The sequence below is a fragment of the Chamaesiphon polymorphus CCALA 037 genome (genome assembly GCF_003003845.1).
Taxonomy (GTDB): domain Bacteria; phylum Cyanobacteriota; class Cyanobacteriia; order Cyanobacteriales; family Chamaesiphonaceae; genus Chamaesiphon; species Chamaesiphon polymorphus.
The window spans coordinates 1-13,644 of the sequence record NZ_PVWO01000012.1; the positions used below are offsets into that span (position 1 = coordinate 1).

Genomic DNA, 13,644 nt, shown 5'->3' on the forward strand with positions numbered 1-13,644 from the left:
AGTGAAATCGGATTGCCCGCATTGTTCCAGTTTTCTAGCAGACGGATATAGTTATTGACGCCACCACTATATCTGTTATTTAATGTGCTGCTAGCGTTGTAACCTCTCCCAGTACCAAGATTTCCATTACTAACATCAGTATTTGACAGGAAAGCAGCATTAATTACCATTGGTATATTCACGATATTGGCTCCACCTTCAGCTTCACCAATGCCACAGTTTAGCTGACCACCAGGTACTCCCTCAAGAGGTAGTGGATTGATAATTGTCGGATTGATACAGTTATTTGATAAGACAGTAATTGTATCAGCAACGATCGATGCAGACTGTCGATTGGGACTGTTGTCTTTAGCTCCAGTTATTGGATCTGTATAACTATTATTGTTGAAATCACCCTGAACATAGATAGCTTGATCGCTACTCAAAAGCAAGTTATTTGGCAAATAATCTCCACCATTAAAAGCAAACGCAAATGGACTTTTGGGAGAACCTGTAACGCCAGGATATTTTCGGTAATAATCTATAGTTACCTCTCTATCCTCTCCATCAATACGCCTCATTTCTTTGATGGGTTTGTCGATATCTTCAGTAATATCGGTAGCTGAATCGATCGAGCCATCCCCATTTAAGTCGTCGTTAACAGATGCATGAACGATTAAACCGCCCTCTGTTGAATCGATCGAACCTAAACCTATAGTCTGTAAACCTTTAGCTGTTGCTGGAATTGGAATGGTAGTGTCTCGATCGAATGCTCGTCCACTAGTACCGTTGGCAGTATCAAACACAGCTAGAGGATTGAGAACACGTGCCGCATCAAAAGCATTTGCATTATCAAAAGCAGTGGTTCGATCGCCAACATTTGTAGCATAAGCAGTTCTCATATTTGGATCGTCAGCATCAACATACAACCCATCTCGATTCCAGACAGCTAGACTAGCGATATTAGTCTGGAGTACCGAGATCCATCGCCGCTCGCGACCATCATAAAATCCACTTTGCCGTTGATTCGTAGTAGTTGCAGCAGTAGTTGTGATTACCTGTTGAATTGGTGCAGGTAAGAACCATGCACCCTGGAGTGCAGCAATTTCATTTGGTGAGATGTTTAAAAGAGTCCGTTTATCTTCCCGATTGGCTGTCACTTGTTCGGGAGTCAAAGACGCATCTTCAGGAAACATCCTTTCAAGCTGACGCCTAAATTCATTTTCAAAAGCAAATAAGGCGCGTGACTCAACTGCACTGTTAGATAGATCTGTTGCGACCCTAGGACTAGAATAAATTGGATTGTTAAAAGCAGTAGCCAGTCGATCTACCGGAATTGGTGCTGATGTAGAAACTAGTGCAACTTGGAGAGCGCGAAGAATTTTACTTTTCTTGGTTTCATCATTATTGATATTATTCAAAGCCGATAAAGCTGGTGGGGGTGCGAACTCCACTGGTCTACCTAAAATTGTGCTCTCAGTACCACGAGCAGGATTGCGAACTGAGGCGGTTGGAAGTGTTGTGTCTCGAAGAGCAATATTAGGCTGATTGGTATTAGTCAGCACCAGTACGGGTTGTCGGAGGCTTTGAAGTTGGCCTTTGGTGAGCTGGTTACACTTGAGTGCGCTCAGTCCTTCTCGATCTGGAGCAACATAATTAGCCCCAGGATCGGTACCTTCGGCTGGCGCAGCAGTCGAGCAAGCACCCGTTCCAGTAGTTTTAATTGCCGTAAAATTGAACGGAATGAATGCTATTGAATTGCCACGATTAGGTACAAAGTCCAGCCGCATGTCGGCTTTGGCATAATATTCCCCGATGTCGTTTGTTTCATAATTACGCTTTCTGACGTAACTAACTGGTGGAGTCTTCAGCCTGCTGATACCAGACTGTAATTTCTTCTCAAACGTATCAATTTGAGCACTAGTCAGAGGATTTGTATTACTAGCACTGTAACCCGGAATGTCTTTACAGTTGCTGTCTGAGGGGAGTGTCACTACACTACTATCCGGACAAATACCAGTGCCTGTCAGTAACAACCTGGTAATTCCAGTTCGACCGATGCCTGGCGTCCAGGCATCGACTCTGTTATAAATATCTCCTACTGCCGATACTTTAGATAAAAATCTCGTCAAAGATGGGGTTGTTACGGTGGGTTCTCCGGCTGGTTGGACGTAGATATTGGCATTGGAGTGTACCCAACCTTCAACGTCCATTGGTGATGTTGAGTTAAACTCCAGATCGCCATTATAAAAAATTGCAAATTGAAACAAAGATATGACTCTATTGGTAAAAGTCATGGACAGGTCTATGTTTGCGCTACTTCTAGCTGCATTTTCTGCTGGTGTTGCTCCCGATTCTACTGGTTTTTTGGCAGTAGAGCGCAATACATACTGATATTCCAACGCATTCAATCCTTCATAATCATCTCCTGTTGGAATTGGTATAGTTCGGGGATCTTTTCTGGTAACCAATGTATAAGCAACATAGCTATTCTGAACTGCATCTTCATCTGTTAGATCTCCTGTAATGGGATCTCTTTTTTTTCCAGAACTCAATGCAATATTTCCGCCCTCAACAGCACTAGAGATATTATTACTAGACTTAAAACTATAATTTCGACACCCCAGAGCATCAGGTCCAGGAGTATCTGATGAAATACCAGCACTAAAACAATCAGTTAAACTTTCACTCTCCGTTTCAGCACTTACCTCTGCAACCCCCGAATAAGTATCAAGTCTTTTTCTAAACTCAACTGCTCTTCTATTTAGTCCTGACTCAGCCACATAAAAAATACTATTACCATCCACAAACGCATCTGTCCGGGATTTGGCTAGATTAGTAAAGGTCGTAGCAGCAGCTAAGAGCGATAACATGATAATGGTCAAAATCGAGACCACGACCATCGCATAGCCTTTGTCTGATCGACCCTCTTGCTGGGCAATCTGCTGTGCTCGGAGCATGAAGTGGAGAAGGGATCGCTCGGGGTTAATTTGCTTATTCATTGTCTGTTTATAGCGTTTCAGGGATGGGATACCCGACCATTTGAGAGAATGAGTCGAGTTTAGAAATTTATATATAGTTGACAAATATTATGGAAGTGACCTAAAAGACCAGATTGCAGTTCTGGCCTCATCTGAGCATAATTACTGAAGATCGATCGGTCGATCCCCTGTATCGCCAGCGTGAAACACAATCGGTCAGCTTGTCTCTATATTGCCCAAAATCCAGATCGAATCTGTCACCGATCGACATTAAATTACTTCCAGTCAAGATTTTGGAGATGCAGTGTGGCAATATTAGTTCATATCTTAATTACGAAACCGCCTAGAAAGTGCGATCGCGATCGCATTTGCCTATGTATTTAAACGGGCGCATCTAGCGATTTGCATCATCAGCACAGCACTGATGTAGACCCGCCAGAAACCGCGACCGCGATCGTTAAGCCAAACCACTTGAGGAGCAGATTGGTTTGACGTGATACCTAAGACTTCATCTAACGGCACACTCAAACTGACTTGACAGTTTTTAGTAGTGCATTTTCCTACTCTTCGCTTTCATTTGATGCGCCCCAGGAGTACCCGTCCTCCCACTCCATTCCCAACTAACTAGATCTCAACCTTATATTCAATTCAAATTGGAGATCGATCGATTGACAAATTCAGATGCAATGTGGAGGTTAATTCCCACTATCGATGCTACCGGAACGATACAAATGGCGATCGATCGGTGGTTATTACACCAACATATTCTAGGCAAAATTCCACCGACATTACGCTTTTATACTTGGTCGCAACCGACGATTTCATTAGGATATCACCAACGACACTATCCCGAGCATTGGGCATCTCTAGTCTGGCACGAACGACCGATCGATATCGTCAAACGTCCCACAGGTGGACGCGCCGTATTACATCAAGGCGATCTGACTTATGCTTTCATCGGTTCGGGATTTACAGGTAAAAGAGTCGAAATATATCAGCAAATTTGTCAGTTTCTCATCGACGGCTGGCGATCGATCGATATCGATCTACAATATGGTACGGCAGGAACGGGTTATATTCACAATCCTAATTGTTTCGGTACTGCTACCAGTGCGGATCTAGTTTGTGCTGACGGTTATAAACTTATCGGTAGTGCCCAACTGATAAAATCTGGGGCAATTCTCCAACATGGTTCGATGCGACTCAATCCTGATATAGAGTTATTTGAAAAAGTCTTTGGCGAATCGATATCTCATCCACCTGCATCGATTTTACAGTTAAGTACTCAAACGATTATTGATGCTCTGACTGATGCGGCACGAAGCAATTTTAAGATAGATTTCGATCTTCGAGAATTATCCGATCGAGAATGGTCTGAAATTAAGAGTCAAGAGCTAGCTTTAGATTGACTGCGTTTGCACGCGATCGCTCTAACCCGAAAATCCTATTTGACTATAGTTTTTGGAGTAGATTTATTGATATCTTTAACTGGTGTGGGTATGAAAAATCCAATTCCACCAAATAAGAAACCAAGTAACACGATCGTCAGACCAGCGAAGATTAAAATTTTAGTCATTGTCCGATAATTTTAGATCCATAATAATTAAGATTGCTATTTTAGCAATCCGCCACCTCCCCAGTCAAACCGAAAAATTCAGAAATGAGCATCGATCGCAAGTGGACATCCAAGAAAAAACGAGCATTAGAAGTATTGCTCAGACTGAAACGACTATATCCAAATGCCACTTGTAGTTTAGATTATACAACTCCGGTGCAGCTTTTGGTCGCGACGATTCTCTCGGCGCAGTGTACCGACGAGCGGGTGAATAAAGTTACTCCGGCATTATTTGCCAAATTTCCTGATGCTCGATCGATGGCGTATGCAGATATTCTAGAGCTTGAAGAATTAGTCCGATCGACTGGATTTTATCATAATAAAGCTAAAAATATTCAGGGTGCTTGCCGCAAGATCGTTGAAGAGTTCGATGGAGAAGTACCGCAATTAATGGAACAGTTATTGACATTACCAGGCGTAGCTCGCAAGACTGCTAATGTGGTTTCTGCTCATGCTTTTGGCAATATTCAAGGTGTAACTGTCGATACCCATGTCAAACGATTGACTAATTTACTGGGATTGACTAGCCATCAAGATCCGATTAAAATCGAGCAAGATTTAATGAAGCTAATTCCTAAAGTTGACTGGGAAAATTTTTCAATCATGACTATTTTTCACGGTCGGGCTATTTGTAATGCTAGAAAGCCCAATTGTCCTGAATGCGAGCTAGCCGAACTTTGTCCATCGGCAAATCGAGTAGTTAAGTAGGTAGGTATAATTATCGATCGAGTAGATTGCTGAAATCTAAATTGAAAGGGCTGATATTGCCCAGCACTTCCAATTTATGTCGATCGACAAATCAAACCTATTTTATGTTATCTTTCGATCTAACCAATCGATCGGGGCTTGCCGAACGCGCTTTCTAGTAAGTAGATCGAAAGGCAATTTAATTCAAAAAAAGATATAAATTAACTGACTAGTGCTAATCCACGTCGATATAATTCTCGCGCATACTCAGTCCAAGTGCCTTGTCCCCAGTATCGAAAACAACTAGTTTGCACTAACAAATTATAGAGCAAAGCTGCTTGATAATCCGATCGAGTGGTAACTGCCGGATCGGCAACAACCAGCGCGTCAAACTTTTGATGAAATAGGACGCTAAGCTGCTGCATCGGTTCGAGCACATTTTCATATCCTTGTACCCAACTCAGATTATCTGTCCAAGAGGCACCATCCATGTGAAACTTATGGTCGGTTGCTTTTAGTGCCACAATCGCGTTTTCTACCGATTTAATATCTGCCTGTTCTGGATTGACTAATTGCCAAATCTTATGCTGTTGGACGCCCTGACAAACTGGATAATCTGCTTCCGTTATACCGATACTTTCTAAGAGTTCTAAATATTCGGTACCGTTACAGCCAAACACGCCACTATTTTGACCTTTCATTTCATGCCAAGGACGAGGAAAATCGCGGGGGAATTCATTCATCATGACACCGCCATTTTCACCATCGGCAATTTGGGTAACGAGACAAGGAATCGATTTGCCTGCTAATTGCTGTTTGCCGCGACTTTTAGCTTCGTAATAAGGCTGCATTTGGGCGACTAATTTGGTGTCCGAACCTTGGGTTTTAATTAAGGCGGTAATGCTAATTGTCTCACCCTGAGAATTGCGGGCGACTAAGCGATTGGGCAAGTATTTATTATCTTGAGTTAAACTCGCACCATCGAGCTGTTCGACAGAATGCTCCTGCACCATCAACCAGCGATAACCGCACTCTTTGAGAGCTTTAATGTACGCATACAGAACGTCGGGATGATTGGGTAGGTGCATCTCTGGTGGTGAGAAACCTTTAACGCGTTTGAGTGCATCCATCCCAAACAGCTTGGCAAAATGATGTTGCCATGCTTGGATCTGTAATTTAATATCGGGAGTAGGCGTCGAAGGTACCACTGCATGGCTCCACATCGTCCCCAGCCACTCGACATACGGCTGATACTGTCGATCGCATGTAATCTTTTTCAGGTGGTCTATGACGTCATTTCGCCCCATCTGCTGCAATCCCCACAACAGGTTGCCCGAATAATCTAACATGATGCGCGGGTTGCAACCTTGAGCGACTAAATCGGGGATAAATTCACCCATCCGTGCATAGCACCAAGCAAATACGCCAGCGTTATGATTGTCGCCTTCGCCTTGATGCTCGAACATAAATTGCAGATGTCCGATAAGTTCGCCTTGCGCGCCAGCCGGAATGGTGGGTTGGTGCATGTGTAGCGCGCACGCAAATCCCGCACTCATGTCTTGTAAATGCAGATTGCTAGTCGGGAGAAAGACTAATTCGGTATGGTTGACGGCGGCGTTAATTTCAGCTTCGCGCCCGCAGATACTAGGAATTTCGGCTCCGATTTGGGCTAACTCGGATGTGGAGGATGAAGTAGAAATCACGATCGGCTCCTAATCTGACAATTTCTCTAGAATACCAAGCTATATCTAGTTAGACTCGATCGACGGTCTGAAACTTAACTTTGCCTTTAGTGGTGATGAGACGCAAGATCGATTTCCTAAAGCACCGCTAACTCTAGGCTTGTGTGTCGTCTAACGAAGATCGAACTTTTCAAGCTAAAATAAAAAGAGCAAATTGCAACAAGATAGAACCGATGACAGCTCGTCAAATCCGCTACAGTAAAGAAGAATTTGCCCAACGTGGCGATGAGATATATGAATTTCAGGTTCGATTACTTCCGGTCGGCTATGCCAAAATAGATTGGGAGTAACTAACTTGATTTACGGGCCGTTTTATCGAATTGAGGCTAATGAAGAAGTCGTCAAGTCACAAGTTCAAAACAAAGAACTTTGGGGAAAGGTCAGTAGAAACTTTTATCAAAGTCCCTATCCCAAAGTCAAAGCATACACAAAATGGATTGGTGGAGAATTAGCAAAAGGGATTGTATTTACAACAGATGTGGCTCCAGACGCCAATGCGCCGCCTGGTTGGGCACTTTGGAGTGGAGATCGTGAAGGCATCATCATCGATGGCGATTACGCTAAAATTAAAGTAGTGGAGATAGATTATTACCCATGACTCCTAATCCTACTCAAAAGTTGACTCAACTTGAGGATCTAATTCCTGAAACTAACGTAGTTGCGACGATCGAACAGGATGTTGCGACCATAATTAAACTGAATAATCTGGAGTTTAGATCGAGCTATGATGACTTGGATTTTTTAGTATTTGCTCTCTTACCGTTGCACTCGAACATTCGAGTTGCGTTAGTCTCTCATCAAAATGCTCCGGTTCCTGGTATCGAAATTTGCGTGCGCCACGATCTGCAAGATGTTGGGGAAGCAATCGCTCTAACACTCGATCGATTGAATCTTACTCCAGAAGACTTAACTTGGATCGATCCACAATACGAACAGGATTTTTTCAATGCTACCAGCACCCCATTGGACATCGCTTTAAATCCGAGTACAGCAGAAATTGAAAGTTTTAGGATAAGTCTATTGAAAAACTTGAAATTATTAAGCGATCTCGGTGTTGATGCATACAATACTATCGAAAATTACGATATCTTAATACTACCAGAAAATATTGATAAGTATTCAGAACAATCCGAGCTAAATGATTCGGACGGATCTATCATTCTCGGCAAGCTATTAAAAGAAGAAGGTGCTAGATGTGCAAACTCTTATAATCTTGGTTTAAATGCTAATGTGTTTGAACGCAGAAGTTCAGAATTGTGGTTAGGTTCAGTATGGGTTCTTAACCATACAGTGCTGCCATTGTTAATAAGTGTAGTAGGTCGCATGTTAGGGGAAACAGTTCAAAAAAGATTAGAAGCCAATCGACAGATAGAAGATTTTCAATATCTCCAAAATACAGATGTGACGATAATTCATGCCAAGCTAAATTTTATAGATAGTAAGATTTCTACTGAAATAAAATTTGATGGTGACGCAGATACATTTCTGAAAATTATTAAAAGTATAAATGACGATCGATTATCATCTAAACGATAGCTCAATAAAGTTCAAAAATTTACTTATAGAGTCTGTCAGCAAATGGTTTGATTTAGTTTTAGAAAAGCAGCATGAACAAGCGAAAAAAATTTGCAATGACTTTATAGCTCAATATGGATCTCAACTTAAAAATCTTACTTTTAGTGAGGCAGAGGATGAATATAATTTACTGTTCATTTCTTTAGTATTTGTAAAAAGCTTGCATGATTACAACCAACTATTGCAAATAACTGAAAATGTTACTTGGCATCAAGATCGATTCAAAGTAGAATGTGCATGGATTAAGCTATGTGATTGTCGAGAAAGAATCGAGTATTCATCACAATGCTTCAAAGGTCAGGTTGTAAAAGAAATTATTAAACACTTAGATGATTTAGAAGTGTTTTTTCCAAATGTATTTGAAGAGGGTAATTACATTAGCCCTGGAATAATAGTAGATAAATATTTGTGCAATATATGCAATGAGGATACTAGAAATTGCTGTCATATCAGTGGCAAGTTGTATGATGGTAAAATTTGCAGTTATCAGCAAATCAATCCTCGCATTGACCATGTTGCTCTTGTTAAAGTACCAAGAGATCCTAGGTGTAGAATTTGGCCCTGGAACATTCGATGTAATAACGATGGTAAGGTTACGGGAATGACTAATATACCTATAATAATTTCGGGTGGAATGAGTGATTTTCTTGATGCAACCTAGTCATAGTTAAGTCACTATTGACAACTCTACCTTGAATCACTTAGCAACTCGCTCCATTTCTCCATCAAAAACTACCGCAACATCGTAGCCAATTCGGAGCGTAAATAATCGAGCTACAGGATTTTTATGTTTTAACTTCATTGCTGTCTCCACACCACTCGGATCGATCCCATATTCACCCGTTTCGGCGTCAATGACAATCATCTGACCGATATTTTCTCCGTGTTCGACTTCTTGCCGAATACCATTTCCATAAAATTGCTTTGCTCTATCCGCAACTTCTTCCATCGTCCAAAAAATAGCTTGCATAATCGTTCCTCTTGGTTATTTTTGAAACTATATGTGAATCGTAACTTATCTAACGATTCGATCGCACTATTAAGCACCTTACTCGATCGCATTGCCTTGACTACTTGACAATGCTGAGGTTGTGCGATCGAGCTTGGAGAATTAATCTAATGATTCGATCGCGTTATTAAACACCTCACTCGATCGCATTGCCCGAACTGCTTTCTCTGTGTCAGGATGATAGTAACCGCCAAGATCGACAGGTTTGCCTTGCGAATCATTTAACTCAGCGACAATCTCCATTTCTCGATCGATTAATTGCTGCGCCAACTTCGTGAACTTTGCCTTTAATTCAAGATTTTTATCCTGTGCTGCCAACTCCTGCGCCCAATACATTGCTAGATAAAAATGACTGCCGCGATTGTCTAACTCGTGGACTTTTGATGATGGTGATTTGCCATTATCTAAATATTTACCATTCGCTCGATCGAGTGTTTCAGCTAAAATTAGCGCGTCGGGATTATTTGTCTTCTGCCCTAAATCTTCCAAAGCTACTGCCAGAGCTAAAAATTCGCCTAAAGAATCCCAGCGGAGATGTCCTTCGGTGACGAATTGTTGGACGTGCTTGGGAGCCGAACCACCCGCGCCTGTCTCGAATAAACCACCGCCAGCCAGTAACGGTACGATCGAGAGCATCTTGGAACTCGTACCTAGTTCTAAAATTGGGAATAGATCGGTGAGATAATCTCGCAAGACATTACCCGTGACAGAAATAACGTTTTTACCTGCCTTAATTTGCGTGCAAGTAAACTGCATCGCTGCGACTGGAGCCAGAATTTGAATATCCAATCCCGTCGTGTCGTGGTGCTGTAAATACTCATTCACCTTGGCGATGAGATTGGCATCGTGAGCGCGATTGGCATCCAGCCAGAAAATTGTCGGACAACCCGTCGCTTTAGCACGATTAACAGCCAGTTTCACCCAATCCCGAACTGGTAAATCCTTCGTCTGACACATCCGCCAGATATCACCCGTTTCTACCTTGTGTTCCATCAAAGTCTCGCCAGTGGCCGCTAGCACGCGCACCACGCCATCAACTGGAATTTCAAAGGTTTTGTCATGCGAACCGTATTCCTCCGCTTTCTGCGCCATTAAGCCCACGTTGGCGACATTTCCCATCGTCGTGACATCGAATGCGCCATGCTCCTGACAGAATTCGATGCAAGCCTGATACATCTTTGCATAAGAGCGATCGGGTATTATTGCTTTCATATCGTGCGCTTGTCCATCTGCGCCCCACATTTTCCCAGAGGTACGAATCGCCGCTGCCATCGACGCATCGATAATCACATCGCTAGGAACGTGGAGATTGGTAATTCCTTTGTCAGAATTCACCATCGCTAGCTGGGGACGGGTGTTATAAACTGCTTGAATGTCAGATTCGATCGCGTGTCGTTCTGCTTCTGGTAAAGATTGAATCTTGGCATAGGCATCGCCAATGCCATTATTTGGATTTACGCCCAATTTAGCAAAAGTATCGGCATATTTAGCAAAGACATCGCGATAATAAACTTTGACAGCGTGCCCGAATAAAATTGGATCGGAAATTTTCATCATCGTCGCTTTAACGTGGAGCGACAGCAGCATATTTTCGGATTTGGCTGCATCTATTTCCTTCTCATAGAAAGCTCGCAACGCCTTGACACTCATCACCGCCGCATCGATGACTTCCCCCGCCGTCACCGCTGTTTTCTCCTTCAGCACCGTCACCGCACCATCCGCAGCCACTAGCTCGATTTTGACATTCCCCGCCTCATTAATAACTACTGACTGCTCGCTCCCATAAAAATCGCCACCTTCCATGTGAGCGACATGAGTTTTAGAATCCTGCTGCCATTCACCCACCCGATGGGGATTCTTTTGAGCGTATTGTTTCACCGATGCGGCTACCCGTCTGTCGGAATTGCCCTCCCGCAAGACTGGATTCACCGCACTCCCTAAAATCTTCGCATACCGCGCTTTAATCTCTGCTTCGGCTTCATTCTGCGGTTGCGCTGGATAGTCGGGAATATCGTACCCCTGCGCCTGCAATTCCTGAATCGCGGCTGTCAATTGGGGCGTCGAAGCACTGATATTCGGCAACTTGATAATATTCGCTTCCGGCGTTTTCGCCAGTTCTCCCAAGATTGCCAAATCGTCGGGTTGTTGTTGTGCTGCTGTCAACCGCTCGGGAAAAGCAGCAATAATCCGCCCAGCCAAAGAAATATCGCTAGTCTCGATCGCTACATTAGCAGCTTTGGTAAATGCTTTAACGATCGGCAAGAAGGAATAGGTTGCCAAAGCCGGAGCTTCATCGGTAAAGGTGTAGACGATTTTCGAGGGTTGGGTTGTCATAATCTTCCTGGATGTGTGGCTTTGGCAATAATGGATCGTTTTAAACCATCATTTTGACATCTCTGGGGAATTTGGTGGTAGTCTATTTGGCGAAATTCGATCTCTTGAATTATTACATGCTATTTTCAGAGAACACTCGCAGAAGAATCGAAGAAACTATTCAATACGTCACTACCGATGAGACACTATCCAGTAGCGATATCCAGGCAGCCAGAGAAGATTTATTGGAACAACTAGGTCGAATCTTAGAAGCGAAGACAGTTGTAATTAATATTAAAAACCGTTTGGAGTAATAGAGATGAGTGTTAAACCATTAACTGAAACAGAACTAGCCGAAGTTCTGCAAATAGCTCAAGACGGAGAGCAAAAACTTAGAGAAATGAGCGATAGCGCGACAATAATGGCTGAAAAATGGAGAATCAAAACTCAAACACCCGATCGAGCGATCGCTAACCCAGAGTCAAAAATCACTTCTTAAATCTGGCGTTGGGGAGGTTGCAGTCACGATCTACTTTTGTATAGACGATCGATATTTCTTGACATGTCCTCTCAAAAAGAGAGATAATCGATACATGTGAGTATGACTGTTAAAACTTAATGCACTTAATCTCGATTACCAACCTCCGAGAAGATGCGGCACAGTATCCTGATGCTGACAGAGCGATCGGGAACTGGTTTAAAACAGTCGAGCAAGCTGAGTGGCAAAATCTCGAACAAGTTCGTCAAGCTTTTAAAGATGCTGAAGCCGTCAGCAACTTCACTGTTTTTAATATCAAGGGAAATAGCTATAGATTGATAGTCGGAATAGATTACGAGCGTCAGGTTGTTTACTATAAATATTTTTTAACTCACGCTGACTATAGCAAGGATAAGTGGAAGAATGACCCTTACTTTTAACCGCGATCTATATGCTCTGCTCCTAAGCAAGTATCAGCCTAAAGTAATTGAAACAGAGCAGGAGTATCGTCAAGCTTTGATGGTATTAGAGCATTTTGTATTTAAAAAAGATCGTACCCCAGAAGAATTAGCATTGTACGATTTAGCAGTAGTACTAGTCAAAGACTACGAATCTAAAATTTGTCCCATGGATGATTGGAGATCGCAATCTCCAAGCGAAATGTTGCAATATTTAATGGAATCGAGTGGTAGAAAACAGTCCGATCTAGTTGGCATAATTGGTTCTAGCGGTATTGTTTCAGAAGTCGTGAATGGTAAACGATCGATTAGCAAGTCGCAAGCTAAAAAACTTGGCGAACTGTTTCAGGTTTCGCCGAGCTTATTCATCTAGAGAGGAGATTGACAATCGATTCTCTTGCAAGAGGCTACTCTAACGAATCAGTTAAAACTATTTCATATTGAATTTGAGATCGAGCTTAATATTCGACCTATCATCAGTCGATCGATAGTGACCTCAGAAAACATTTAAGAGTTCTTGTCGATCTTTTTATCATAATCCCGTTCGATATAAATGATAAGATCGACCTCAATCGCGATATTTTTCTGGCATTCATCGGTTTATCCGTTAGATTGGGATAGGGCTAATCCGCTCGAACTCGATCGTGCTATCGAGGAATTACAGTCCAAATTTTTAAATAATTTGTTAGCATAAAGGTAGACGATCGAGATTGAGTAGCTAGAGGTAAATCGAACCTGGCTTACTATTGCCAGTCAAGTTCGATCGAATGGCTCGATACCATTACCCAGACTCGCTCACAGCGACGA

General features: G+C 42.5%; 14 protein-coding genes. 9 read left to right on the plus strand and 5 right to left on the minus strand.

Going from position 1 to position 13,644, the window contains the following annotated elements; translation table 11 throughout:
- The coding region (locus C7B77_RS01850) for a hypothetical protein (RefSeq protein WP_146138143.1) at positions 1-2,981 on the minus strand (2,981 nt) is incomplete at its 3' end.
- A gap of 665 nt (positions 2,982-3,646) precedes the next feature.
- Here C7B77_RS01850 and C7B77_RS01855 point away from each other — a divergent pair.
- A complete protein-coding gene (locus C7B77_RS01855; RefSeq protein WP_106299816.1) occupies positions 3,647-4,369 on the plus strand; it encodes a lipoate--protein ligase family protein in 723 nt (240 codons plus the stop codon).
- A gap of 35 nt (positions 4,370-4,404) precedes the next feature.
- Here the strand turns inward: C7B77_RS01855 and C7B77_RS31290 are convergent, their stop codons facing one another.
- Positions 4,405-4,536 carry a hypothetical protein gene (locus C7B77_RS31290; protein ID WP_281261323.1) on the minus strand — a complete coding sequence of 44 codons (132 nt, stop codon included), beginning with the start codon at positions 4,534-4,536 and terminating at the stop codon, positions 4,405-4,407.
- Positions 4,537-4,620: 84 nt separating this feature from the next.
- Here C7B77_RS31290 and nth point away from each other — a divergent pair, with 84 nt between their 5' ends.
- On the plus strand, positions 4,621-5,283 hold the full coding sequence (nth, locus tag C7B77_RS01860; protein WP_106299758.1) for an endonuclease III: 663 nt from the start codon (positions 4,621-4,623) through the stop codon (positions 5,281-5,283).
- Between the two features lie 200 nt (positions 5,284-5,483).
- Here the strand turns inward: nth and C7B77_RS01865 are convergent, their stop codons facing one another.
- The gene (locus C7B77_RS01865) at positions 5,484-6,965 is read right to left on the minus strand and encodes a glycosyl hydrolase family 57 (protein ID WP_106299760.1); all 1,482 of its coding nucleotides are present in this window, start codon (positions 6,963-6,965) and stop codon (positions 5,484-5,486) included.
- A gap of 334 nt (positions 6,966-7,299) precedes the next feature.
- On the opposite strand from C7B77_RS01865, the gene C7B77_RS01875 reads away from it, so the two are divergent.
- Genes C7B77_RS01875 through C7B77_RS01885 form a run of 3 tightly spaced genes read left to right on the plus strand, consistent with a single transcriptional unit; the run spans position 7,300 to position 9,240 of the window.
- Entirely contained in the window at positions 7,300-7,602 is a 303-nt protein-coding gene (locus tag C7B77_RS01875) for a hypothetical protein (RefSeq protein WP_106299764.1), read from the plus strand.
- Complete coding sequence (locus C7B77_RS01880; RefSeq protein ID WP_106299766.1) at positions 7,599-8,540, plus strand: hypothetical protein; 942 nt, start codon at positions 7,599-7,601, stop codon at positions 8,538-8,540. Before C7B77_RS01875 ends, C7B77_RS01880 begins: the two co-directional genes overlap by 4 nt.
- Complete coding sequence (locus tag C7B77_RS01885) at positions 8,512-9,240, plus strand: hypothetical protein (RefSeq protein ID WP_106299768.1); 729 nt, start codon at positions 8,512-8,514, stop codon at positions 9,238-9,240. The genes C7B77_RS01880 and C7B77_RS01885 overlap by 29 nt, the downstream gene beginning before the upstream one ends.
- 36 nt (positions 9,241-9,276) lie before the next feature.
- Here the strand turns inward: C7B77_RS01885 and C7B77_RS01890 are convergent, their stop codons facing one another.
- Both C7B77_RS01890 and C7B77_RS01895 read right to left on the minus strand, forming a co-directional pair.
- Positions 9,277-9,549, minus strand: coding sequence for a hypothetical protein (locus C7B77_RS01890; RefSeq protein WP_106299770.1), 273 nt, complete (start codon positions 9,547-9,549; stop codon positions 9,277-9,279).
- Between the two features lie 141 nt (positions 9,550-9,690).
- Entirely contained in the window at positions 9,691-11,922 is a 2,232-nt protein-coding gene (locus C7B77_RS01895) for an NADP-dependent isocitrate dehydrogenase (RefSeq protein WP_106299772.1), read from the minus strand.
- A gap of 53 nt (positions 11,923-11,975) precedes the next feature.
- Here C7B77_RS01895 and C7B77_RS29055 point away from each other — a divergent pair, with 53 nt between their 5' ends.
- From C7B77_RS29055 to C7B77_RS01910, 4 genes are all read left to right on the plus strand, one after another.
- The gene (locus C7B77_RS29055; protein ID WP_146138144.1) at positions 11,976-12,215 is read left to right on the plus strand and encodes a hypothetical protein; all 240 of its coding nucleotides are present in this window, start codon (positions 11,976-11,978) and stop codon (positions 12,213-12,215) included.
- 5 nt (positions 12,216-12,220) lie between these two features.
- On the plus strand, positions 12,221-12,400 hold the full coding sequence (locus tag C7B77_RS01900) for a hypothetical protein (protein WP_106299774.1): 180 nt from the start codon (positions 12,221-12,223) through the stop codon (positions 12,398-12,400).
- 119 nt (positions 12,401-12,519) lie between these two features.
- Positions 12,520-12,819 (plus strand): type II toxin-antitoxin system HigB family toxin, encoded by a 300-nt coding sequence (locus C7B77_RS01905; protein WP_106299776.1) that lies wholly within the window; start codon positions 12,520-12,522, stop codon positions 12,817-12,819.
- Positions 12,803-13,210 carry a helix-turn-helix domain-containing protein gene (locus C7B77_RS01910; protein ID WP_106299778.1) on the plus strand — a complete coding sequence of 136 codons (408 nt, stop codon included), beginning with the start codon at positions 12,803-12,805 and terminating at the stop codon, positions 13,208-13,210. Before C7B77_RS01905 ends, C7B77_RS01910 begins: the two co-directional genes overlap by 17 nt.
- Positions 13,211-13,644: the final 434 nt, after the last annotated feature.